The organism is Neobacillus sp. GCM10023253, from assembly GCF_042653105.1.
Classification (GTDB): Bacteria; Bacillota; Bacilli; order Bacillales; family Cytobacillaceae; genus Neobacillus; species Neobacillus citreus.
The window spans coordinates 207,035-231,477 of record NZ_JBHSHV010000027.1; the positions used below are offsets into that span (position 1 = coordinate 207,035).

Below are 24,443 nucleotides of genomic sequence, written 5' to 3' on the forward strand. Positions count from 1 at the left end.
AAAGGAGTGAACCCAGGGTGTTAACAAGCAGTTTAGTATTAGGTGCAGCCGAGCAAGCGGGCGGCCACGTTAATTATGGAGATATCTTCTTCCAACTGATCGTGTTTATTGTCCTCTTGGCATTGCTGAAAAAGTTTGCGTGGGGTCCATTAATGGGCATCATGAAACAGCGCGAAGAGCATATTGCAAGTGAAATCAACGCAGCTGAAGAAAGCCGCGGAGAAGCGAAGAAGCTTTTAGAAGAACAAAGAAATCTTTTAAAAGAAGCCCGTGCAGAAGCACAGAGCTTAATTGAAAGTGCGAAAAAGCAAGGCGATATCCAGCGTGAGGAAATCATCGCAGCGGCCCGACAAGAAGCGGAACGCCAAAAGGATTCTGCCAAGCTTGAAATCGAACAACAGAAAGAAAAAGCTGTTGCCGCTATTCGCGAACAAGTGGCTTCATTGTCTGTGTTAATTGCTTCTAAAGTAATTGAAAGAGAATTATCTCAAGCGGACCAAGATGCGCTTATTAACGAATATATCAAAGAGGCAGGAGAAGGGCGATGAGCAACCAACTAGTAGCAAAACGCTACGCGTCGGCTCTTTTTCAAATTGCAAAGGAACAGCAGATTCTAAGTACAGTAGAAGAAGAACTTCGTGTAGTCAAGGAAGTTTTACAATACAATCCTGATTTAAAAGCTGTTCTCAAATCTTCGAAGCTTCCTATTGAAAAGAAAAAAGAGATTGTGAAAAACGCTTTTACATCTGTTAATCAATATGTCTTAAATACAGTATTGATCCTAATCGAACGTCATCGTGAAGGCGAAATCGTGGAAGTTGTGAATCAATTCACGGAGTTGACAAATGATGAACTCGGCATTGCCGAAGCGGAAGTGACCAGCATCCGCCCGCTTTCAGACGCGGAGCGTGAAGCTATTTCTGCGACATTTGCAGCTAAGATTGGGAAGAAATCATTACGAATTGAAAATATCGTGGATTCCGATTTGCTCGGAGGCGTTATGCTTCGCATCGGAAACCGTATATATGATGGATCATTACGCGGCAAGCTAAGCCGTTTAGAACGTAAATTGTTATCGTAGATAAGGGGTGAAACTCATGAGCATCAAAGCTGAAGAAATCAGTGCCCTGATAAAGAAGCAGATTGAAAACTATCAGGCAGAAATTCAAGTGACCGATGTTGGTACTGTTATCTCCGTTGGTGACGGTATCGCACGTGTCCATGGTCTTGACAATGTCATGGCCGGAGAACTTGTTGAATTCTCAAACGGCGTTATGGGTATGTCGCAAAACCTTGAAGAGAATAACGTCGGTATCATTATTTTAGGACCTTTCACTGACATCAAAGAAGGTGACGAGGTTCGCCGTACAGGACGCATCATGGAGGTTCCGGTTGGTGAGGAACTAATTGGACGTGTAGTTAACTCATTAGGACAACCAATCGATGGCATGGGTCCAATCAATGCAAAAAAAACCCGCCCAGTTGAGCAAGTAGCAACAGGCGTTATGGCTCGTAAATCCGTTCATGAGCCACTGCAAACTGGTATTAAAGCGATTGACGCACTAGTGCCAATCGGACGCGGACAGCGTGAGTTAATCATCGGTGACCGTCAAACAGGTAAAACATCCGTTGCAATCGATACGATCATCAACCAAAAAGGTCAAAACATGATCTGTATCTATGTTGCGATTGGACAAAAAGAATCAACAGTACGTAACGCCGTTGAATCACTTCGTAAAAATGGCGCATTAGAATACACTATCGTTGTTTCTGCATCTGCATCACAGCCTGCTCCAATGCTATTCTTAGCACCATATGCAGGGGTTGCAATGGGTGAAGAATTTATGTTCAACGGTAAGCACGTATTAATCGTATATGATGATTTAACAAAGCAGGCATCTGCATATCGTGAGCTTTCCTTGTTACTTCGCCGTCCTCCAGGCCGTGAAGCATATCCAGGGGATGTATTCTACTTACACTCACGCTTACTAGAGCGCGCTGCAAAATTAAATGATGAGCTTGGCGCTGGTTCGATCACAGCATTGCCATTTATTGAAACACAAGCAGGTGACGTTTCTGCTTATATTCCAACAAACGTTATCTCCATCACTGATGGACAGATTTTCTTACAATCCGACCTTTTCTTCTCTGGCGTACGTCCAGCGATCAACGCAGGTCTTTCCGTTTCCCGTGTAGGGGGTTCTGCGCAAATCAAGGCAATGAAGAAGGTTGCCGGTACATTGCGTCTTGACCTTGCATCCTACCGTGAATTAGAAGCATTTGCTCAGTTCGGTTCTGACCTTGATAAGGCAACTCAAGCAAAGCTTAACCGTGGTGCGCGTACAGTTGAGGTTCTAAAGCAGGATCTTAATAAGCCGCTATCTGTTGAAAAGCAAGTTATGATTCTTTATGCATTAACTCGCGGTTTCCTTGATGATATTCCAGTACAGGATATTCGCCGTTTTGAAGGAGAATTCCATAGCTGGTTAGACCACAACCGTAAAGATCTGTTAGACCACATCACGACTACGAAGGATCTTCCTAAAGACGATGATATGGCTGAAGCAATCAACGCCTTCAAAAAGACGTTTGCTTCTTCTGAACAATAAGGTCTAGCAATTTGAACGGCGGCGATGGTTTTGGGCCCGGTGTCTGTAGCCATCGCCTGACATTCTTTGAATGAGGGTGGTGAGAACCTAATGGCTTCATTACGCGATATAAAAACGCGGATTAATTCGACGAAAAAGACAAGTCAAATTACAAAGGCAATGGAAATGACTTCCGCTGCGAAGTGGAATCGCGGTGTTATGAACGCGAAATCATTCGTGCCTTATATGGAAAAAATCCAAGAAGTGACTGCATCGATTGCCCTTGGTGCAGGCGGCGTGAGTCATCCGATGCTGACCCATCGTCCTGTGAAAAAGACAGGCTACATCGTGATTACATCCGACCGCGGTCTTGCTGGTGCGTTTAACAGTAACGTAATCCGTCGCGTCCATCAATCAATCAAAAGCCGTCATACATCCAATGACGAATTTGCGATTATTGCGATTGGCCGAGTGGGGCGTGACTTTTTTGTGAAGCGGGGTTACAACGTTGTCCTTGATATCGTCGGGGTTAACGATCAGCCAAGCTTCCAAGATATTAAAGACATTGCAAGCACAACTGTCGGCATGTTCTCTGATGGAACATTCGATGAATTATTTGTTTATTACAGCCACTATATCAGTGCGATTTCTCAGGAAGTAACTGAGAAGAAGCTGCTTCCGTTAACGGATATTTCTACTTCTCATAAGCTCACTTCCTATGAGTTCGAACCAAGTGCAGAAGAGATTTTAGAAGTCCTTCTTCCACAATACGCGGAAAGCTTGATTTATGGTGCACTGTTAGACAGTAAAGCAAGTGAACACGCTGCCCGGATGACCGCAATGCGTAACGCAACCGACAATGCGGGCGAACTGATCCGCGGCCTGACATTAAGCTACAACCGTGCCCGCCAAGCGGCGATCACGCAGGAAATCACGGAAATCGTCGGCGGTGCCGCAGCGTTAGAATAGTAAGTATTTGGTGTTTAGCGCCAATTTGATAGTTTTTGCAAAGAGTAAGTTAGGAGGGAAAAATGATGAGCAAAGGACATGTTCTTCAGGTTATGGGTCCGGTTGTTGACGTTAAGTTCGAAAATGGTCATCTTCCTGAGATCTATAATGCGCTTAAAGTCGTGAGAAAAGCGCAAAACGCATCTGAAGTAGATATTAACCTAACCCTTGAAGTAGCCCTTCATTTAGGTGATGATACTGTTCGTACAATCGCGATGGCATCTACAGATGGTGTAACCCGCGGTTTAGAAGTAGAAGATACTGGTAAGCCAATTTCCGTACCAGTTGGGGAGCCAACACTTGGACGCGTATTTAACGTACTAGGTGAGGCAATCGACTTAAAAGAGGAAATTCCAGCAAGTGCACGTCGTGATTCCATTCACCGCGAAGCACCAACATATGAAAATCTTTCAACTGAGGTTGAAATTCTTGAAACTGGTATTAAGGTAGTTGACCTTCTTGCTCCATATATTAAGGGTGGTAAGATCGGTCTATTCGGTGGTGCCGGTGTAGGTAAAACCGTATTAATCCAGGAATTAATCAATAACATCGCGCAAGAGCACAGCGGTATTTCTGTATTCGCAGGTGTAGGTGAGCGTACTCGTGAGGGTAACGACCTTTACCACGAAATGACAGATTCCGGCGTTATCAAGCAAACAGCGATGGTATTCGGACAAATGAACGAGCCGCCAGGAGCACGTATGCGTGTTGCCTTGACTGGTTTGACAATGGCTGAATATTTCCGTGATGAGCAAGGACAAGACGTGTTATTGTTCATCGATAACATCTTCCGTTTCACGCAAGCAGGTTCTGAGGTTTCCGCGCTACTTGGCCGTATGCCATCTGCCGTTGGTTACCAGCCGACACTTGCAACTGAAATGGGTAAATTGCAAGAACGTATTACTTCTACTAATAAAGGTTCTGTTACATCGATCCAAGCGATTTACGTACCAGCCGATGACTATACCGACCCGGCTCCGGCGACAACTTTCGCTCACTTAGATGCAACAACAAACCTTGAGCGTAAGCTTTCTGAAATGGGTATCTACCCTGCGGTAGACCCACTTGCTTCTACTTCTCGTGCATTATCACCTGATATTGTTGGTGAAGAGCATTACAATGTTGCTCGTCAAGTACAGCAAACATTACAAAAATATCGTGAATTACAGGATATCATCGCGATCCTTGGTATGGACGAACTTTCTGATGATGATAAGTTAGTCGTTGCCCGTGCGCGCCGTATCCAGTTCTTCTTATCACAAAACTTCCACGTTGCTGAACAGTTCACTGGTCAGCCAGGTTCATATGTACCTGTTAAAGAAACAGTTAAAGGATTCAAAGAAATCCTTGAAGGTAAATATGACCATCTTCCAGAAGATGCATTCCGTCTTGTCGGCCGCATTGAAGATGTGGTTGAGGCCGCAAAACGCATGGGCGTAGAGGTCTAACCTTTCAGGGAGGGGTAAAATATGAAGACGATTAAAGTCAGTGTTGTAACTCCCGATGGTCCGGTTTATGAATCAGATGTGGAAATGGTGAGTACAAAAGCAAAAAGCGGCGAGCTAGGCATTTTGCCAGGTCACATTCCATTGGTGGCACCACTAGAAATCGGTGCTGTCCGTTTGAAATTGGCTGGCGGCAATCAAGAGCAAATCGCGGTCAGCGGCGGCTTTTTAGAAGTCCGTCCTGAACAGGTAACCGTTCTTGCTCAGGCTGCTGAAAAAGCCTCAGATATCGATATAGAACGTGCGCAGCGTGCAAAGGAACGTGCCGAACAGCGTCTCCAGCAGGCACAGCAGGAGCATGTCGACTTCAAACGTGCTGAATTGGCATTACGCCGTGCGGTCAACCGTTTGAATGTAGCAGGTAAATAATGTTAATCCAACCCCTTTGGCCGGGCTTTGATCCCGGTTGGAGGGGTTTTTTATTTTTGTTGTGGGGTTTTGGTTGGTTTTATGGGGTTGGCGAGTAAATGTTCGATTTTGGCGAGTAATATGGGATATTTGGCGAGTAAATTTAATTTTAGGCGAGTAAATTTGAATACTCGGCGAGTAAAATCCCAATATAGACGAGTAAACCTTTTGAAGCGGCCAAATCGAGTTCCGAAATTCTTTAAAATGAATGAATTTTGATTTTTGGAATATGAATGTAGGGAGCGGGGAGTACAAACTGCGAAGCCTGGACCAATTTTTATGTGAAAAACCAATCAAACAGTAATTTTTCAAAAAGGTTTGGGCTAAAAATGACAAACCTCACTGACATGGGCGGGATTTTGGTTTTAAATAGGGGTAGTTGTCGAATTGGGAGGCGTATTGTGGGGCAATCGGGGGACTAAAGACCCGAAAAATTATGTAACAAAATACCTTTTTGAGGGGCAGTTTTTCAACATCCTTAATTTGGAAATTGAGTTTGTGAATAGATTTCCAAATTAAAGGATTGGCTTGTCGACATGGGTTTGTAACAATGCTATAATGAATTCGGTTACAATCATATTAATGAAAATTCACAACATTGGAGGGGATAGGCATGGAACTTTTGAATGTATATCAGAATAATTATCTGATAGTTTTCGTGTTCCTATGTCTCGGGGTGTTGCTGCCGGTGGTGGCATTATATTTAGGTAAGCTTTTGCGTCCGCACAAACCTAGCGAAGCAAAGTTGACCACATATGAGAGCGGTGTTGAGCCATTTCACGATTCCCGTGTACAGTTCAATGTCCGCTATTATATTTTTGCCCTAATGTTTGTTATTTTTGATGTGGAAACGGTGTTTTTGTATCCATGGGCGGTTGCCTATGATAAGCTAGGCGTTTTCGCATTGATCGAAATGTTAATTTTCGTATTCTTACTATTATTAGGCCTAGTGTATGCTTGGAAAAAGAAGGTGCTACGATGGATCTAAAACTAGATGGCGTTACCGATTTGGAGATGCAGGAGTTAAAACAGAATGTGTTTATGACTTCGCTGGAGCAAGTGAAGGCCTGGGCGCGAAGCAGTTCGCTGTACCCGGTGACATTTGGTCTGGCTTGTTGTGCGATAGAAATGATGGGTGTGGGTGCGGCTCACTACGACTTGGACCGGTTTGGATCGTTTTTCCGTCCGTCACCGCGTCAGTCTGACTGTATGATCGTTTCTGGGACAGTTACGAAAAAGATGGCGCCGATTTTGCGCCGTTTGTATGACCAGATGCCAGAGCCAAAATGGGTAATCGCGATGGGTTCCTGTGCAACCGCTGGCGGACCGTACATAAAATCGTATTCCGTCGTCAAGGGTGTTGACCAGATTGTGCCGGTTGACGTGTATATCCCAGGCTGCCCGCCAAACCCAGCTGCCTTAATTTATGGAATCAATAAATTAAAGGAAAAAATTCGTTATGAAGCGAAGACTGGGAAGAAGGTGACCTGATAAATGAGCGGGGAAAAAGATCTCGAACAATTAAAGCGAGAGGCCGTGGCAAAGGCAAAGGCCGAAGCGGCAGCGAAACGAGCAGCCCGTGCAGCCGGGGAAGCTCCAGGTCAGAAGCCGGCTGAGTCAGCTGCTCCAAAGCAAGAAGCTGAGCCGAAGCCTGTTGAACCGGAAAAGGCACCTGCTGCATCAGGAGCAGGCGACGCTGACGATTTAGCAAAGAAGAAAGCAGCAGCCGCTGCGAAAGCGAAAGCAGCAGCGTTAGCGAAAAAGAAACGCGAAGGGATCGCGGATGAAGAGCCAGCAGCAGAGGCCGCAGCACCAGCACCGGAGGCACCTAAAGCAGGAGCCGGGGACGCAGGAGCGGGAGACGCAGATGACCTAGCGAAGAAAAAAGCCGCAGCTGTAGCGAAAGCAAAAGCAGCCGCAGCAGCGAAGCGAAAGGCGATGGAGCTAGCGGGTGGTGTAGACCAGGCCGCAGAACCTGCTGCAGCACCAGAAGCACCGGCAGCAGCAGACGCTGGAGCAGGCGGGGACGCCGATGACCTGGCGAAGAAAAAAGCCGCAGCCGTAGCGAAAGCAAAAGCGGCCGCAGCAGCGAAACGGAAAGCAATGGAGCTAGCGGGTGGCGCGGACGAGGGCGCAGAACCTGCTGCAGAAGCATCCGGAGACGACGCCAAAGCGAAAGCAGCGGCAGCGGCTAAAGCAAAGGCAGCGGCAGCAGCGAAGGCCAAAGCAGCGGCAGCAGCTAAAGCAAAACGCGAAGGCGGAGCGGAAGACGCACCAGCAGGTGATGATGAAAAAGCAAAAGCCATTGCCGCCGCCAAAGCGAAAGCAGCCGCAGTAGCAGCAGCGAAGGCCAAAGCGGCCGCAGCAAAAGGCGGTGCAGCCGGAGCAGGAGCTGCCGAGTCAGCAGGCGAAGCAAAACCATCACCGAACCAACCGTACCTTGATAAATACGTTAAAGTAATCGAAGAAAACATGGGTTCCAATGTTTTAGAAGATTTTTATATTAATAAACTATCTAAGGATGTTCCTACCCTTGTGGTGAAGCGGGAAGCCTACTTTAAGCTTGCACAATTTTTAAAATATAATGAGCTGTTAGGCTTCGACTATTTATCAGAGCTGCACGGAACTGACTTTGAAACACATATGGAAATTTATGTTCACTTATACTCATACAAAAACCGTCAATCCGTCGCCTTCAAGGTGAAGATTGACCGGAATGAGCCGATCATCGAATCCTTGCAGCCAGTATGGGCGGGCGCTGACTGGCCTGAGTGTGAAGCATACGACTTACTTGGCATCAAGTTTACCGGGCATCCAAACCTGCACCGGATTATGCTTGGCGAAGAATGGGTTGGCTATCCACTGAGAAAAGACTATGAGCCGTATGATGTGGAGGTGTAACCAGTGATCAAAACAGAAGAAATGATGCTTAACGTAGGTCCTCAGCATCCAAGTACGCACGGCGTATTCCGGCTTGTCGTTAAACTGGACGGGGAAATCATTACCGAAGCACAGCCTGTCATCGGTTACCTGCACCGCGGGACTGAGAAATTGGCTGAGAACCTGCAATATACACAAATTATTCCGTACACAGACCGGATGGACTACCTTTCGGCGATGACCAACAACTACGTGCTCTGTCACGCAGTAGAAACGATGATGGGCATCGAGATTCCGGAACGGGCGGATTTCCTGCGCGTGATTGCGATGGAATTGGGCCGGGTAGCGAGTCACCTGGTTTGGTGGGGTACATACCTGCTTGACCTTGGGGCAACATCCCCGTTCATCTATGCCTTCCGCGAGCGGGAAATGATTATTAACATGCTGAACGAGCTTTCAGGCGGACGATTGACGTTTAACTACATGCGTGTCGGCGGCGTCAAGTGGGATGCGCCGGAGGGATGGATTCAAAAAGTAAAAGAATTTGTTCCGTATATGCGCGAGCAGCTTGCCGGCTACCACGACCTAGTAACCGGGAATGAGATTTTCTTAAACCGAGTAAAAGGAATTGGCAAGTATTCGAAGGAAGACGCGCTGCAATACAGCTTGAGCGGTGTTAACCTGCGCTGTACCGGCGTGAAATGGGATCTGCGCAAAGACGAGCCGTATTCCATCTACAACCGCTTCGACTTTGATGTTCCAGTTCAGGAAAGTGGCGATGCCTGGGCGCGTTACCAGTGCCGCCTGGCGGAAATCGAAGAATCGTTGAAAATTTTAGAGCAGGCTGCTGAGCAGTTCCCTGAGGAAGGCGAAATCCTCGCGAAGGTGCCGAAAATCATTAAGGCGCCAAAAGGGGAAGCTTTTGTCAGAATTGAATCGCCGCGCGGGGAAATTGGCTGCTATATTTACAGCGACGGGAAGAAAGAACCGTACCGCTTAAAATTTAGAAGACCATCTTTCTATAACTTGCAAATTCTTCCGAAGCTATTAAAGGGAGAAAACATTGCAAACATGATTGCCATTTTAGGGGCAATTGACATTGTCCTTGGAGAGGTGGATGGCTAATGATACAGGATCTGCTGCAATCAAGTCCTGGTTGGTTTAACTTTTTCTTCTTCTTTATTTTTGGAGCTGTCTTACTACTAGTTGTATTAGGGTTTGTTACGTACTCTATCCTGGCGGAACGGAAGGTTATGGGTTACATTCAGCTCCGCCACGGTCCGAACCAGCTCGGCGGACGCTTTGGCCTATTGCAAACCGTTGCCGACGTTTTAAAGCTGTTATTAAAAGAAGATATCATCCCGAAACTGGCTGACCGTCCAATGTTTATTTTGGCACCAGTCATCGCCTTCGCACCATCGTTCATGGTGCTGGCAACGATTCCGTTTACAGACCGTTTTCAGTTCGCTGACCTTGGCGTCGGGCTGCTCTACTATGTGGCCGTATCCGGTTTGACGGTTTTCGGAATTCTGCTTGGGGGCTGGGCTTCCAACAACAAATACTCCCTGCTTGGGGGAGCGCGGGCAACAGCGCAGATGATTTCATATGAAATTCCGCTTGTTATGTCCGTTCTTGGTGTTATTTTATTATCGGGCAGCTTGAACCTAAATGATATCGTTCATGCCCAAAAGCACGGCTGGTTCATTTTACTGCAGCCAATCGGGTTTATCGTGTTTTTAATCGCATCGACTGCGGAACTGTCCCGGACACCGTTTGACCTTCCGGAATCAGAGTCCGAGCTTGTTGCCGGTTATCATACCGAGTACACCGGTTTCCGCTGGGCATTCTTCATGCTTGCAGAATATGTGTATTTGTTCGCAATGACGGCCTTAATTACCGTATTATTCTTTGGCGGCTGGATGGCCCCATTCGGATTCCTTGACTTTATCCCGGGAGCCGTTTGGTTCGCGTTGAAGTTCTGCGCAATTTTGTTCCTCTATCTGTGGTTCCGAAGCACATTCCCACGGATGCGCGCCGATAAACTTATGGAATTCGCTTGGAAAGTCTTAATGCCAGTGGCATTAGCAAACATTATGTTGACGGCCATCATCAAATCGTTGTTTTTTTAAAAAAATAAATGGGTGTCAGGCACCGCTTATAGGCACCACATATTAATAGAAGTGAAAATTTTTAAAAGGGGTGAAAAACGTGCTTGGATTAGCTAAAGGCTTGAAGTATACCCTGAAGCAGTTGTCTCGTGAGAAGGTTACTTATGATTATCCGAATGAGCCGCTGCCGCTTCCGGACCGGTTCCGCGGGATTCAGAAGTTTTATCCTGAAAAATGTATCGTCTGTAACCAGTGTGCAAATATTTGCCCGACGGATTGCATTCAGTTAACGGGTAAGAAGCATCCGGACCCAACGAAAAAAGGGAAAATCATCGACACATATGATATTAACTTTGAAATCTGTATCTTGTGCGACCTTTGTACAGAGGTCTGCCCGACAGAGGCGATCGTTATGACCAATAACTTTGAGCTGGCAGAATATAGCCGGGACATGTTATTTAAGAACCTTGAATATTTGGATGAGAACGACGAAAACGTACGGCAGGTGAATAAAGCATGACATTAACAGGCGAGTTTTTCGCATTTATGGCCCTTGCGCTTGTGGCGATTATCGGCGGCGTGCTTTTACTGAACCTGAACAAAGTCGTACACATGGTCGTGGCCTTAATCTTCACATTCGTGGCCATTGCCGGAATCTACATTCTGCTCAATGCCGAATTCGTGGCAGCGGTGCAGATACTGATCTATTCCGGTGCGATTACGATCATCATGCTGTTCGGGATCATGTTAACGAAGCCGTACGATGATGAGGGTGATAGTGGCTCTCATGGCAGCAAGTGGAGAAAAATCTTGTTATTCCTAGGTGTTGTGGGCTTTGCCTTTGCCGTTTACGTCGGCATTTACAATTTCCCAATCGAGCAGGTTCCTTCAACCCTGCATGAAAACAACACGCTGGAAGTTGGTAAAGCATTATACAGCAAATATATTATTCCATTTGAATTTGTATCTGTTTTACTATTAGCATCTCTGATCGGCGCGATTATTTTAGCAAAACGAGAGGATAAGGAGGGGGATAGCAAATGAGTTCAGTCCCCGCTTCAGCGTTCCTGGCACTAGCACTCATTTTATTTTGCATCGGCTTGTACGGTGCGCTTACAAAAAGAAATACCGTGATTGTGTTGATTTCCATTGAATTGATGCTGAATGCTGTGAACATCAATCTCGTCACCTTCAGCAAATACGGCTTGAGCCCGTCCATCACCGGACAGGTTTTCGCGTTGTTCGCTATGGCCGTCGCTGCTGCCGAAGCAGCTGTAGGTCTGGCTATCCTAATGTCGCTTTACCGTAACAGGAAAACGGTCAATATTGACGAAATGGACCAAATGAAACACTAAAAGGTGGCAGATGGGCCCGGTCAGGCGGGCATTGCCACTGTAACAATAGTGCACAGCACACTAAGGGTGTCAGGCACCAGGCGTGGACATTTGTCCGCCCAAGGTGGAGACGACGCCAATTTCGACTAATTCCGGGTGGGGCATTCAACCACCCAGACAAAGGATGATAATGATGGAAAATGCATGGCTTATACCGCTTTTCCCGCTATTATCGTTTTTGATCCTTCTTCTCATCGGTAAGCGGCTGAGGGAGGCGAGTGCGTATGTGGGGATTCTGCTTACGCTTGCATCGCTTGTTTTCTCAATTCTCGTGTTATTCGAGCGCTTTTCAGAGCCAACCTATATCAACAAGTTTGACTGGCTCACGATAGGAGATCTGCATCTAACAGCGGGCTTTGAAGTGAATCAATTAAATGCATTAATGCTGTTTATCGTATCGCTTGTCAGCTTTCTTGTACATACCTACTCCAAAGGGTACATGCATGGGGATGAGCGCTTTCCAGTGTTCTATGCATACTTAGGACTTTTTACGTTTGCGATGCTCGGTCTCGTCATTTCGCCGAACCTGCTCCAAACTTATATCTTCTGGGAACTTGTCGGTGTCGGTTCGTTCCTATTAATCGGTTTTTATTTTTACAAAGAAGAAGCGAAGGCAGCGGCTAAGAAAGCCTTCATCATGACGCGGATCGGGGACGTTGGTCTGTTTATCGGGATGATTCTTCTTTTCTGGCAAACAAAAAGCTTTGAATACAGCGAAATTTTCCAGGCAGTGGAAGGCGGCGCTGTATCACAGACGATGATTACCTTGACAGCCATCTTAATCTTTATCGGAGCGGTTGGTAAATCTGGTCAGTTCCCGCTTCATACCTGGCTTCCGGACGCAATGGAAGGTCCAACACCAGTTTCGGCGTTAATCCACGCCGCAACAATGGTTGCCGCCGGTGTGTACTTGGTTGCTGCGCTTTTCCCGCTTTTCGAAGCGAGCCAAACAGCGCTGTTGACTGTAGCAACTATCGGTGCGTTTACGGCCATTTTCGCAGCCAGCATCGGCTTGGTGCAAACGGATATTAAACGCGTTCTTGCGTACTCGACGGTTTCACAGCTTGGTTACATGATGCTGGCGCTTGGTTCTGCCGGTTATGTGGCCGGTGTGTTCCACCTGATGACACACGCATTTTTCAAAGCATTGCTATTCTTGGCAGCCGGTTCCGTGATCCACGCTGTTCACACTCAGAACATCGAGGAAATGGGCGGCCTTTGGAAAAAGTTAAAATTTACCGGTCCGTTATTTTTAATCGGAACTCTCGCCATCAGCGGGGTGCCGGGACTATCCGGTTTCTTCAGTAAAGATGAAATTCTAGTCGCAGCATGGGAAGGCGGCCATCCGGTGCTATTCCTATTAGCGTTAATCGCGGCGTTCTTTACCGCATTCTATATGTTCCGCCTGTTCTTCCTGGTGTTCACTGGCGAAGCGCGCGGCGAACAAAAACATGTTCACGAGTCACCATCCGTAATGACCCTGCCAATGCTTGTCCTTGGCGTATTGGCTATCATCGGCGGTTACGTGAACACACCATGGTTCGGTTCGTTCCTTGGCGACTGGCTTGTTGACGGCAACGAAGCACTCGGACATAGCCATATCGAAGGTCCAGCCTGGATCATGATTGCGGCCACCGTCGTTTCCTTACTAGGAATCTTCTTGGCATGGTTAATGTACAGCAAGCGGAGTGTAGCCCGCGACTGGCTCAGCGGCGCAGGCGGCACATTGCATACGATTTTACTGAACAAATATTACGTGGACGAATTCTATCAATTAATCGTCGTTAATTTTGTCAAAGGCTTCAGCTACTTCCTGCGCTTCATTGACGTGTTCTTAGTGGAAGGCATCGTCAAAGGCGTGGCCGGGTTCGTGCAAGGGCTTGGCAGAACAGGTTCGAAAATGCAGAATGGACAGGTGCAAACCTACGGGGCAGTGGCCTTTATCGGACTCGCAGTATTAGCGGTCATCTTTGCATTAACAGGGGGGTACTTGAAATGAATTTATCTTGGGTTCTGACAACACTAGTATTCTCCCCTTTACTAGGTATTGTCGTGTTAGCTTTTATGCCAAAATCGCAGGAAAAAGCGATCAAATTCGTCGGCTTCCTGGCAACACTGCCAGCACTAGCTTTAGCGCTTGCTGCGTACGCTCATTATCTTGCCGGAAAAAAATTATCGGACTTCACATTTGGACATGAATGGATTCAATTCCGCGGTATGAGCGGCGATGCGCCAATTTTTTCAGTGTATTATGAGCTTGGTTTAAGCGGCTTCCAACTGCTGCTCGTCGTGTTAACTGCCGTTGTCGCAACACTTGCGGCCATTGCAGCACGGTTTGTGAAAAAAGAATGGAAAGGCTACTTCATGCTGTTCCTTCTTTTAGAAGTCGGCATGCTCGGCGTATTCACAGCGGAAAACTTAATCCTGTTTTTCATCTTTTTCGAGATTACGCTTATCCCAACTTTCTTCTTGATTGGAAAATGGGGTTATTTTGAAAAAGAAAAAGCAGCTTACAGCTTCTTAATCTATAACGGATTAGGTTCAGCGGTTCTGTTAATCGTGATCATGATTCTTTTTGCCAAAACAGGCACGACCAACATCGACCTGTTAACAAAAATTATGGCGGACCCAAGTGCGCCGCTGTCAGATGACTTGAAATTAGGTTTATTGATTTCCTTATTAATTGCGTTCGGTGTAAAATTACCGATTTTCCCACTGCACAGCTGGATGCTGAAAGTCCACGTGCAGGCACCGCCATCCGTAGTTATGATTCACTCTGGGATTCTACTAAAAATCGGTGCGTACGGTTTAATCCGCTTTGGAATGGGAATTTTTCCAAAGCAATTCGAAACGCTTGCGACTTTGATTGCTATTCTTGGCGTGATCAACCTGCTTTATGGAGCGTTCCTGGCGTTTATTCAATCTGACTTTAAAATGGTCTTGGCTTATTCGTCGATTTCCCACATGGGCATTGTGCTTATCGGACTGGCGGCCATGAATGAGGCCGGCGTCCAAGGTGCGATTTTCCAAGTGGTATCGCATGGTTTGATTTCAGCTTTATTGTTCTTCTTAGTAGGAGTTTTATACGAGCGGACCGATACGTCGCTCATCGAAAACCTTGGCGGTGTGGCGAAAGGCATGCCACTTGCAGCCGGTTTCTTATTGGCTGGTGCAATGGCGTCGCTCGGCTTGCCAGGCATGTCCGGATTCGTCAGCGAATTCATGGCCTTCCTTGGCTTGTTTAAGGAACTTCCATGGGTGGCCGCAGTCGGAACGATCGGCATCATCATGACCGCAGCGTACCTGCTTCGTGCTGTACTTGGCATGACGTTTGGCAAGGCGCACCGCGAGTTCACCGGTGTGGTCGATTTGAAGGGCGTAGAGTTCGTGCCGGTTGTAGTTTTACTAGCATTAATCGTGTTAATTGGTGTTTACCCAAGTGTCCTAAGCTCACCGCTTCAAGCTACACTTGAGACTATCATGCTTGGGTTAGGAGGGTGATGAAGGATGAGTTTTGAGCAATTTCAATCGTTAAACTGGAGCATCATGACACCGGAATTCATCATCCTTGCTGTGATTGCAATCTTGGTGATTATGGATCTGTTTATGCCAAAACATATGGACCGAAAAATCCTCGGCTGGATTGGCATTGCGGCCATCCTTGCGGCGATGGTTTCGGTCTTCGGAATGGCTGGCGGTCACGTCGAGTCGATTCTGCATGACACGTTCCGCCTCGACAGCTTTGCGATCGCATTTAAGCTGCTGATTCTAGGCGGCGGGGCGCTGGTATTGTTCTTGGCGACTAGCTACAAAGCGACCGATGGCTTGGAAAGATATACGGGCGAGTTTTATTACCTATTATTATCAGCGTTATTAGGCGCCATGGTGATGACCTCAAGCGGCGATTTAATCACGCTTTATATCGGCCTTGAGCTGTTATCGATTCCGTCTTATATTTTGGCGGGGATTCAGAAGGACCGGTTAAGCTCCAACGAGTCCGCGATGAAATACGTCATCAACGGCGGTATTTCGTCCGCAATTGCGTTGTTCGGGATGAGCTATGTGTACGGCTTAACTGGTTCGACGAACTTACTGGAAATCGCGGGCCAGCTGTCGATGCTAATGGACGGGCAGCAGGCGTACTTGCTTGGCTTATCGTTCTTGATGATTTTGGTTGGTTTATCTTTTAAATTGGCGGCTGCTCCATACCACATGTGGGCACCAGACGTGTACCAAGGTGCGCCAACGCCGGTTACATCGTTCTTGAGCGTTGTTTCGAAAACAGCCGGTTTTGTGATTGTCGTGCGGATTTTGTTAACGGTATTTGGTTCTGCGGCCACAAACGGTCCGGGTTCGATTCCAATTTTGTTAGATATGCAAAATTACCTTGCTGTGATTGCAGCGGCTACGATGATTATTGGTAACGTTGTGGCATTGCGGCAGTCCGATATTAAGCGGATGTTCGCGTATTCAAGTATCGCGCACGCTGGTTATTTATTAGTGGCTGTAACAACGTTAACATCGAATATGTTCTACTCCATCTGGTTCTATTTGCTGGCGTACTTGTTCATGAACATGGGTGCGTTCGCAGTGATTCAGGTGGTGTCAGAAAAAACGGGTTCCACGAAGATTACGGACTTTGCCGGCTTGTACCGCCGCTCACCGTGGCTGGCTGTGACAATGGGAATCCTGTTGATTTCCTTGGCAGGCTTCCCAGGAACAGCAGGCTTTATCGGTAAATTAAACATTTTTGTGGGTGCCTTTGCCGGTCAGCCGCATTACGTGTTGGCTTCGGTGATGATTGCCACGACGGTGGTATCGTATTTCTATTATTTCGGCGTGATGACACAAATCTTCTTCCGTCCGGCTCCGGCCGCATCTGAAGGCGAGGGTGAGGGCAAGGGCAGCAAATTCAACATGCCGTTCGGAATTGTGGTTGTGTTGATTGTTGCAGTGGTTGGTTCGGTGTTGTTCGGTATCATGCCAAACATCGCGCTCGATTTTATGCATAATAACCTGGATATTGTTCAGGATTTCTTTAGTTAAAATTACCTAAGCCAGGCGGATCGCCTGGCTTTTTTTATGTTTAGAAAGGGGGGTGGCGAGTAAAATCTAGATTTGGGCGAGTAAATCGTAAAAGTTGGCGAGTAAAAGTCAATATTAGGCGAGTAAACTCGGTAAAGTGACGAGTAAATGGAAAAAGGTAATCTTAGAAGTAACTAATCTGAAGTAAAACAATCAATTTTTCACCATCACCACAATCCAAATCAAATTAAATCCCGTATTACACCAATGATACATAATACTAATCCGATCAAAGTTAAAAAAGAAAAGATAATGAGTTCTTTTATTTCCTTTTTTCTCAATAACCCTGATGTTTCCCAAATGAATATGACGACAAAAACGAGGGCGATGATAAGGGTCCGTAGCATGGTCATGTCCCCTTTTGGAATTATTTAGTTACACCGGTTCTTTTTATAATAGAATTCGTGTGGATGGTGACCGCCAATCTAGGAAATTCTTGATCCCAGTTCTTTTGATAGCTGGTTTTCCATTGTTTCGGGTATTTCCTGTAGACCGCTTGCCCGAATCCTAAAATGTCCGACTGATACTCCTTTTGGACCTTATCAACCGTCATTTGAATACGTCCGTCAATTTCTTTATCCACTTTGTTTTGCAAATCCTTGATTACTTTTGTATCAAATAAATTTAACTGTGAATCATTTTCTATTAAATTCAATCTAGTGGAGACAGTTAGGTTCATTTGTAAATGACCACTTTTTAGTTTCGGTTCCAACTTTGTATCTGTTTTGAGGATTTCCATACTGATATTTCCTCCGCCTTGCTCCTTCGGTATTTTAATGGAAACAATCCCTGATTCTATTTCATTCTTGATCCATAAAAGACCCCGGGTTTCCAATTGATCCATCCAGCCGATTAGCTTGTCCCCTTTAAACACGGCCGTTCCCTTGATGCTTTGGACGTGCTCTGATTTATTATTCGGTTTTACTTCCAATGCTTCTAATGTAAACAGTGGTGCGTATGGCTCCAAGCCATCTGTAAGAAGCATATTGAGAAAATCTCGTATATAAACTTTCAGCCCAATGTTCAGCTTGTTAAGTTCTTTTATTTCTTCGGCGGAAATATTCTCAAACTTTGGCATGCTATTGATGACTTTAGATGCTTCGCCTTTTGTAAACATAATAAAACTGTTGATCCGCGTTTTATTGTACCTTGTATGGAAATTGATAACCGGTGAGACGCCCTTTTTGGCATAATCCTCGCCAATTAACAGAACCCGGCTTTGGGAAAAGAAAATCCGTCTTGGAAGCTTGCCTTGAATATTTCGGAATGCTTCAGAAATCGTGACACCGGTATCGGAAATAACCAATGAACCTTTGCCGCTTTCTCCGCCGCTTCCTGATGTCGAACCCAGCTTTGATGGAATGGCTACTTGAAGGGAGAGATGGACCTTATCGTCTTCCACAAGGTCTAATCCAATTGCTGTCACGATGGCAATATCATTAATCTCAATACGGTTCCAGCAGCCTGTCAGAAACATGGTTATGACTAATAGGAAAAACAGTCTCATCACGTTCATTCATATCCCTGCCCTTTTTTAAAAAAACAAACTAGTATTTACTAGGTTTATAATTCATCTTCTTCAAATTACTTTTACCTGTTTCATGAGGCCGTTCATTCATTTTCCACCAAGGGACGCGAATGATGATATCCTTCATATTGTTAAAATGAAACGGAGCGAGCGGTGCAAGATAGGGAACACCGAACGATCGAAGCTGTACAAGGTGAGCCAAGATAAAGAAAACGCCGAGAAGAATACCATAAAAACCAAGCGTCCCAGCCATAAAAATCAAAAAGAAGCGAAGAAGCCGGATGGCCCCTGTCAATGGATAACTCGGAAACATGAATGAGGCAATCCCTGTCGTTGCGACCACAATGACTAACGGAGCGGAAACAATTCCCGCTTCAACAGCAGCCTGGCCAATCACCAACGCACCAACAATACTGACAGTCGACCCGATCGGTCTTGGCAAGCGGAGCCCGGCCTCACGCAGCGCCTCGAAGGTGATTTCCATCAATAACGCTTCGATAACTGCAGGAAAGGGTACCTTATCCCTTGAGGCTGCGACACTGAACAAAAGATTAGTAGGCAGCAATTCCTGGTGGAACGTAGTCACCGCAATATAAATAGAGGGAAATAATAAGGCAATTAATAAAAATAAGTACCGTAATAAGCGAATAAACGTTGTCATAATAAACCTTCCATAATAGTCTTCTGGAGAGTTCATCATTTGAAAAAAAGTGACTGGAACAATCAGGGCAAACGGGCTGTTGTCCACGATGATGCCGATTCTCCCCTCAAGCAGGTTGCCAGCCAGCCGGTCGGGCCGTTCTGTTTGTAATATCTGGGGGAACACGGAGAACGGCTCATCCTCAATAAACTCAACAATATAGCTGCTGTCCTCAATCGCATCAATCTCAATCCTGTTTAATCGGCTGCGAACCTCCTCCACAATCGATGCCTCTGCAATACCTTCTAGATAGGTAATGACCACATTCGTTTGCGAGAGATTTCCTAACTTCAAATATTCCAATTTCAGTTTCGTTGTTTTTAAACGTCTACGAATCATACTGGTATTCGTACGGATATTTTCCGTAAACCCTTCGCGCGGGCCCAACACAACCGCTTCAGAAACAGGTTCATCAATGGAGCGCTGCTCCCATTTCTGTTCGCTGATAACAAGCACTTTTTTAAACGTATTAATTAAGACAATGGTCCCGCCTGTCAAAAGTTGGTCCACGATTGTTTGGAACGTTTCTTCCTGAACCACTTGAGATGCATTCAGAACGCCCTTAAATTGGTCAAGGGCCGGCTTAGGATGCTGGAGCAGTTCCTCGTTTCGGCTTATCAAAGGCTGGATGACATTCAGTTCCATTCTTTCCATATCAACCAATCCATTCAGGTATAAAACAACGGCTGAATAGTTAGAACCTATTTGCAGCTCTCGATAACTAAAATCAGCAGCCCCTTCAAAAAGCTGTTTAAACCGATGAAGGTCTTCCTCGAGATTTCCTGATAATGGATTATTTTCACTTTGCTCCTGAAGAAGAGCTGGTAATTTTTTTTGTCGCTTGAAAAATCTCAAAGGCGGCACCACCTATTTAGACCCTAGTTTTTTACGAATGAAGGCAATACATAGAAACAGAATCGGCAAAATAATTTGCAAAACGGTATGGACATATGGGACATAAAACTTAAATCCAAATTCTAAATGTTCAACATAACTTAACGCGGTTATCGACGATAAAGGGACAATGATGGTACCAAGTCCCAGCACGACAGAACGGGTTTGTTTTAATTTGAATAAATGAGAGGTGGCAATAGCTGCCGCTAAAATGAAACCACCAACCTTAAAAAATACGCCAGATACCATCATTAAAATAACAAGAGCATCAAATCGCTCGAGGAAATCGGCGACGGAAACCATCTGCGTCGCAGAGAGCAGTGAAAAAAGGTCGAAGTTGTAAATTTCCGGTCCCAATATCGCAATCAGCATGATGGAATTGATCGTTAACAGGACGCCTCCTACAAGAAGGAAGGACATGCCAATCTTTCGAACCTGCCCCTTGTGGGTCAAAAACGGGAAAAACAACAGGACGACAATGGTTTCGCCGAATGGAAAGTTGATTGCGGTAGGGACTGCTTTTTTTAAAACTGGTGTTACACCATTTCCAAGTATGGGAGTGAGGTTTTTTAAACTAAATTGGTCGACACTAAACAAAAGAATCCAAATCAGAATGAGAGAAAATATGTAAATTGGAAAGACGATTTCGGCCATGCGGCCAAACGTTTCCACTCCGCCCCGCAGACAATACACCATCAGTGCCATAAAGCTTCCGATGATCACAACCAACGGGGTTTCACTTAATATGGTCGAGTCAATCAATTCCCCCAATTCCCTGCTCCCTCTGGCAGCCGAATAGGTAAAATGGAAAATATACAACAGGATGATTGGATAGGAAAGAAACTTCCCGAGCAGTTTAGGAAGTATCTGGGCCAGCGAATCACCCGGATAATAGGAAGCCAATTGAGTATAGACGGCCATTAAAATCAGGCTGGAAGACATACCAATCAGAATAAAAATCCACGAATCTTGTTTTGCTTCATGGCCAAGCCCTAAAATCATCGCAGTTCCTAATACAAACCCAGTCATTAAATAAAAAAGCTGGAGTCCGCTGATTTTTTCAACTTTCATCCAATCACCCTTAAAAGGAAAAACCCATTTGGAAATTAATTCACGCATATTTACTATTTTCCATTAAGTGGTTCCTTATGCATGGGGGAGATGGGCATGTGAAGGGGACACGGGGAGGGTTCTCATGTCTCATCAACAGCAAAATGATGCACGAGAACCGTCCCCATGCTTCCTTCATGCACACAAAAAAGAGGCCTAAGCCTCTTTTTTAGGATGGTAGATGTAAGTGGGTGAATGAATCTTAAGCTTTTTTAGTTGATTGCAGCGGGTCTGGTTTAAGATGTTCGTCTCGGAGCTTTTCCTCTGTAGGTTGTTGTTCCATTTCACGGCCAAGCTTCTTTATTTCAGAATAATCCTGGGCCATTGAGCTATTGTTTGCTTTCTTTAAGGTGCGGTCATCTTTAAGTGACGACTCTTCCTCCATGTTCGAGCCAAATTCATTAGATTTATAGCTTGAACCCTGAAACGGCGGCCCCTCCTTAATAAATCCATCTTCCTTAAGATTCCGATTCCGCCCATCTACTCCCACTAATGGCGGGTGATCAAGCTCGGTATCCTCATGTAAATAGTTCCGGTCATTTCGATTATCACAGCGCTTTTCAACCAATACTAAAATTTTTCCTTCTTTAACTGACTTTTCATAGGACTCCGCCTCTTCGTGGGGAATGCCCATTCCGACAAACGCTCCGGTCAAGCCGCCAATACCAGCTCCGGTAATGGCTCCCATCAGCCCGGCCGCAATCGGTCCGGCCGCGACAAGCGGGCCAATCCCCGGTATAGCCAGCGCGCCCGCCCCTGCCAGTAATCCTGGTATTCCACCAAGGACACCGCCGACAGCTGCTCCGGTCGCCGCGGTTTCTTCTATCGCAGTACCTGTGTCCACGGAAACCTGTTCAACGTTTTTTCCAATCATAGAGATTTCATTCTTGTGGTATCCTTGATCTAATAGTCGATCAATCGCATTAATCGCTTCCTGTTCCGTGTCATATACACCAACCACATTCTTCATATGCTTGTCCATTTCATTTCCTCCTCTATTTTTAATAGATTACTAGATGCCATGCTTACACTAGTCCGACAGCTTGTCCTTGACTTCTCCGTATCCTTCCTTTACCTTTCCTTTCGCCTTGTCGACCTTTCCTTCTACGACCTTGGACTCGTCATCCGTTAAACGGCCCCATTGTTCTTTTAGTTCACCTTTTACCTGATCAACACTGCCTTTTACCTTTTCTTTATTCATTGTTTTTACCTCCTTTAATTTGTTGCTTTCCCTAATCGGTTTACCGTGAAACCTTTTTAGAAAAATTTTAATTTTGTTCTTTGCTTTTTTCCTTCATTTCCTGCTCGACATCTTTCATTGCTTCCTTAATATTATCTTTTGCCTCTTTCATGGTGCCTTTGGCGTCGGCCTTTGTATCGTTATCAATCTGATCCTTTTGCTCGCCATCGCTAAGGCCATTATCCTGGTCGACGCCATCACCGCAGCCGGCCAACCCGCCAAATGTCAATAACGCAGCCATTCCGGCAACAGCTAAATTCTTGCGATTCAACATCATTCTATTCCCTCCCAAAAATTTTTAACGAACCAAATCAGCTTGACGCCTCCCGGTTCGTTTGCCGTGCACCATCTATATTCCCAGCGAAAAAAAGGATGAAACATTTTTTTGAAAAAACTTTTCTGCTAGAAAAAGAGGTTTCAATTTTTCCAAACGGGGTTAAATACGTATCAGAGCACGACAAACAAAAAGGAGAGATGAATATGAACGTAAAGGACATGTTGGCCGAGTGGTACATATACACGGATCGGCTGCCGATCTTAATCCTCGCACTACTTCTATTAATAGTAGGCTGGCTGGTGGCCAAAAAAATAGGGAAAGTAACGGAAAGGGCCCTCAAAAAAACTAGCTTCGATGACAAGCTTTTTTCTGGCTACGGAAGCCGAAAGTATTCTTCAGAAAAAATCATTGGAAAAATTGTTTACTACCTATCACTGGTGTTTGTGTTAATTATCTTCTTTAATATGTTGAACTTGAGCTTTATTGCTTCGCCACTGGTGCATATGCTGTCTTCAATTACCGGCGCGATACCTAATGTATTAAAAGCTGCATTAATTCTATTGTTTGCTTGGATTGTCGCGACTGTCCTGCGTAAAGCCTTTGAAAAAGGGGCGGCGGCGCTTCATTTGCCAGACAGGTTGACTCAATGGAAGATGGCGAAGTCGGAAATCGATGGCCGTGAAAAAGTGGCGAAGATCTCCAAAGCGCTATTCTATTTCGTCCTGCTGCTGTTCCTTCCGGGTGTGCTTGGCGCCTTGCAAATCGAAGGCGTATCAGAGCCGGTTGCCGGAATTCTGACAAGCTTCTTATCGTTTATTCCGAAGCTGTTTGCGGCCGCGTTGATTATGTTCATTGGCTGGCTGCTGGCGAAATTGGTCCGTGATATTTTAACGAATTTTTTAAAGAGCATTGGCAGTGAAAAGCTTGGCGAACGGGTTGGCCTGAAGGGGAGCCTAGACCTGGCTGGGATCGTCGGAAATATTGCGTTTATCTTAATTTTAATTCCTACGATTATTACTGCTCTGGAAAAATTGGACCTGCAAGGGGTATCTGCACCGGCGATTGCAATGCTGCAAAAAGTGGTGGCATTGATTCCAAATATCGCGGTAGCAGTCGTCTTGATATTGGCGGGAATCTGGCTTGGCAAGTGGGTTGAAAAACTGGTTGCGCAAATGCTGTGGCGTCTGCGGTTTGATGGTTTGCTGCACCAGCTGGGTATCGGTGGTGGTGCTGGTCCTGAGTCAGCGAAGTACAGCCTTTCCCAGCTTGTCGGTATGGTAGTGAAAATTGTCATTGTCTTGTTATTTACCGTGGAAGCATTGCAATTGGTTGGCTTGGACTTCTTAGTAACCCTTGCGTCGGCGGTGCTGGCTTACCTGCCTATGCTGTTCGCCGCTCTGGTGATTCTGGGGGTTGGCCTGTATGTCGGGAACCTGGCTGAGCGCATTGTCAAAAATGTGGTTAAGAAAAGCTATGCCCGTACGCTAGCGGTGGTTGCTAAGTATGCCATTTTTGCAGTTAGTATTTTTATGACGCTCGATCAGCTTGGCGTGGCCCATTCGATTGTCAATGCAGCGTTTATTCTCCTCTTAGGCGGTTTGGCCCTGGCGTTCGGCCTGTCATTTGGTCTCGGCGGCAAAGAATTTGCGGCGAAATATTTACGCAAGCTTGATAACAAACTGGACCAAGGAGGAAACAACCAATAATGGAAGATCACA

The 24,443-nt window shown here is 45.8% G+C and carries 24 protein-coding genes; 18 read left to right on the top strand and 6 right to left on the bottom strand.

Annotated elements, in window-relative coordinates; genetic code table 11:
- Positions 1-17 precede the first annotated feature (17 nt).
- The 17 genes from ACFPA1_RS24540 (at position 18) to nuoN (ending at position 16,937) form a co-directional block, all read left to right on the top strand.
- Entirely contained in the window at positions 18-548 is a 531-nt protein-coding gene (locus ACFPA1_RS24540) for a F0F1 ATP synthase subunit B (protein WP_378586603.1), read from the top strand.
- Complete coding sequence (locus ACFPA1_RS24545) at positions 545-1,081, top strand: F0F1 ATP synthase subunit delta (protein WP_213117136.1); 537 nt, start codon at positions 545-547, stop codon at positions 1,079-1,081. The genes ACFPA1_RS24540 and ACFPA1_RS24545 overlap by 4 nt, the downstream gene beginning before the upstream one ends.
- 16 nt (positions 1,082-1,097) lie before the next feature.
- Positions 1,098-2,609 (top strand): F0F1 ATP synthase subunit alpha, encoded by a 1,512-nt coding sequence (atpA, locus tag ACFPA1_RS24550; protein ID WP_378586606.1) that lies wholly within the window; start codon positions 1,098-1,100, stop codon positions 2,607-2,609.
- Positions 2,610-2,699: 90 nt separating this feature from the next.
- The gene (atpG, locus tag ACFPA1_RS24555) at positions 2,700-3,557 is read left to right on the top strand and encodes an ATP synthase F1 subunit gamma (RefSeq protein ID WP_378586608.1); all 858 of its coding nucleotides are present in this window, start codon (positions 2,700-2,702) and stop codon (positions 3,555-3,557) included.
- Between the two features lie 65 nt (positions 3,558-3,622).
- Positions 3,623-5,044: a F0F1 ATP synthase subunit beta gene (atpD, locus tag ACFPA1_RS24560; protein WP_378586941.1), complete on the top strand. Its 1,422-nt coding sequence runs from the start codon at positions 3,623-3,625 to the stop codon at positions 5,042-5,044.
- A 21-nt stretch (positions 5,045-5,065) separates the two neighbouring features.
- On the top strand, positions 5,066-5,470 hold the full coding sequence (locus ACFPA1_RS24565) for a F0F1 ATP synthase subunit epsilon (RefSeq protein WP_378586611.1): 405 nt from the start codon (positions 5,066-5,068) through the stop codon (positions 5,468-5,470).
- Positions 5,471-6,122: 652 nt separating this feature from the next.
- Entirely contained in the window at positions 6,123-6,497 is a 375-nt protein-coding gene (locus ACFPA1_RS24570) for an NADH-quinone oxidoreductase subunit A (protein WP_213117141.1), read from the top strand.
- On the top strand, positions 6,488-7,000 hold the full coding sequence (locus ACFPA1_RS24575; RefSeq protein WP_213117142.1) for a NuoB/complex I 20 kDa subunit family protein: 513 nt from the start codon (positions 6,488-6,490) through the stop codon (positions 6,998-7,000). Before ACFPA1_RS24570 ends, ACFPA1_RS24575 begins: the two co-directional genes overlap by 10 nt.
- A gap of 3 nt (positions 7,001-7,003) precedes the next feature.
- Positions 7,004-8,410, top strand: a complete 1,407-nt coding sequence (locus tag ACFPA1_RS24580) for an NADH-quinone oxidoreductase subunit C (RefSeq protein WP_378586615.1) — start codon at positions 7,004-7,006, stop codon at positions 8,408-8,410.
- Positions 8,411-8,413: 3 nt separating this feature from the next.
- Positions 8,414-9,514 carry an NADH-quinone oxidoreductase subunit D gene (locus ACFPA1_RS24585; protein ID WP_213147981.1) on the top strand — a complete coding sequence of 367 codons (1,101 nt, stop codon included), beginning with the start codon at positions 8,414-8,416 and terminating at the stop codon, positions 9,512-9,514.
- Positions 9,514-10,518 carry an NADH-quinone oxidoreductase subunit NuoH gene (gene nuoH / locus ACFPA1_RS24590; protein WP_378586618.1) on the top strand — a complete coding sequence of 335 codons (1,005 nt, stop codon included), beginning with the start codon at positions 9,514-9,516 and terminating at the stop codon, positions 10,516-10,518. Before ACFPA1_RS24585 ends, nuoH begins: the two co-directional genes overlap by 1 nt.
- Positions 10,519-10,597: 79 nt before the next feature.
- Complete coding sequence (gene nuoI / locus ACFPA1_RS24595) at positions 10,598-11,017, top strand: NADH-quinone oxidoreductase subunit NuoI (protein ID WP_213147983.1); 420 nt, start codon at positions 10,598-10,600, stop codon at positions 11,015-11,017.
- The gene (locus tag ACFPA1_RS24600; protein ID WP_213147984.1) at positions 11,014-11,541 is read left to right on the top strand and encodes an NADH-quinone oxidoreductase subunit J; all 528 of its coding nucleotides are present in this window, start codon (positions 11,014-11,016) and stop codon (positions 11,539-11,541) included. The genes nuoI and ACFPA1_RS24600 overlap by 4 nt, the downstream gene beginning before the upstream one ends.
- The gene (gene nuoK, locus ACFPA1_RS24605; RefSeq protein ID WP_213147985.1) at positions 11,538-11,852 is read left to right on the top strand and encodes an NADH-quinone oxidoreductase subunit NuoK; all 315 of its coding nucleotides are present in this window, start codon (positions 11,538-11,540) and stop codon (positions 11,850-11,852) included. Before ACFPA1_RS24600 ends, nuoK begins: the two co-directional genes overlap by 4 nt.
- Before the next feature lie 169 nt (positions 11,853-12,021).
- Positions 12,022-13,890, top strand: coding sequence for an NADH-quinone oxidoreductase subunit L (gene nuoL, locus ACFPA1_RS24610; RefSeq protein ID WP_378586624.1), 1,869 nt, complete (start codon positions 12,022-12,024; stop codon positions 13,888-13,890).
- Positions 13,887-15,392 (top strand): NADH-quinone oxidoreductase subunit M, encoded by a 1,506-nt coding sequence (locus ACFPA1_RS24615; protein ID WP_378586627.1) that lies wholly within the window; start codon positions 13,887-13,889, stop codon positions 15,390-15,392. Before nuoL ends, ACFPA1_RS24615 begins: the two co-directional genes overlap by 4 nt.
- A 6-nt stretch (positions 15,393-15,398) precedes the next feature.
- Positions 15,399-16,937, top strand: a complete 1,539-nt coding sequence (gene nuoN, locus ACFPA1_RS24620) for an NADH-quinone oxidoreductase subunit NuoN (RefSeq protein WP_378586629.1) — start codon at positions 15,399-15,401, stop codon at positions 16,935-16,937.
- 406 nt (positions 16,938-17,343) lie between these two features.
- On the opposite strand, the gene ACFPA1_RS24625 is transcribed toward nuoN, so the two are convergent.
- From ACFPA1_RS24625 to ACFPA1_RS24650, 6 genes are all read right to left on the bottom strand, one after another.
- Positions 17,344-18,492 carry a Ger(x)C family spore germination protein gene (locus ACFPA1_RS24625; RefSeq protein ID WP_378586632.1) on the bottom strand — a complete coding sequence of 383 codons (1,149 nt, stop codon included), beginning with the start codon at positions 18,490-18,492 and terminating at the stop codon, positions 17,344-17,346.
- Positions 18,493-18,523: 31 nt separating this feature from the next.
- Positions 18,524-20,059, bottom strand: a complete 1,536-nt coding sequence (locus ACFPA1_RS24630; RefSeq protein ID WP_378586634.1) for a spore germination protein — start codon at positions 20,057-20,059, stop codon at positions 18,524-18,526.
- Between the two features lie 12 nt (positions 20,060-20,071).
- Positions 20,072-21,169 carry a GerAB/ArcD/ProY family transporter gene (locus tag ACFPA1_RS24635; RefSeq protein ID WP_378586637.1) on the bottom strand — a complete coding sequence of 366 codons (1,098 nt, stop codon included), beginning with the start codon at positions 21,167-21,169 and terminating at the stop codon, positions 20,072-20,074.
- A 241-nt stretch (positions 21,170-21,410) separates the two neighbouring features.
- Positions 21,411-22,190, bottom strand: coding sequence for a general stress protein (locus tag ACFPA1_RS24640; RefSeq protein ID WP_378586639.1), 780 nt, complete (start codon positions 22,188-22,190; stop codon positions 21,411-21,413).
- Positions 22,191-22,238: 48 nt separating this feature from the next.
- Entirely contained in the window at positions 22,239-22,409 is a 171-nt protein-coding gene (locus tag ACFPA1_RS24645) for a CsbD family protein (protein WP_213147992.1), read from the bottom strand.
- Positions 22,410-22,476: 67 nt separating this feature from the next.
- On the bottom strand, positions 22,477-22,725 hold the full coding sequence (locus ACFPA1_RS24650) for a hypothetical protein (protein WP_378586643.1): 249 nt from the start codon (positions 22,723-22,725) through the stop codon (positions 22,477-22,479).
- A gap of 203 nt (positions 22,726-22,928) precedes the next feature.
- On the opposite strand from ACFPA1_RS24650, the gene ACFPA1_RS24655 reads away from it, so the two are divergent.
- On the top strand, positions 22,929-24,431 hold the full coding sequence (locus tag ACFPA1_RS24655; protein WP_378586646.1) for a mechanosensitive ion channel: 1,503 nt from the start codon (positions 22,929-22,931) through the stop codon (positions 24,429-24,431).
- The last annotated feature ends 12 nt before the right edge of the window (positions 24,432-24,443 follow it).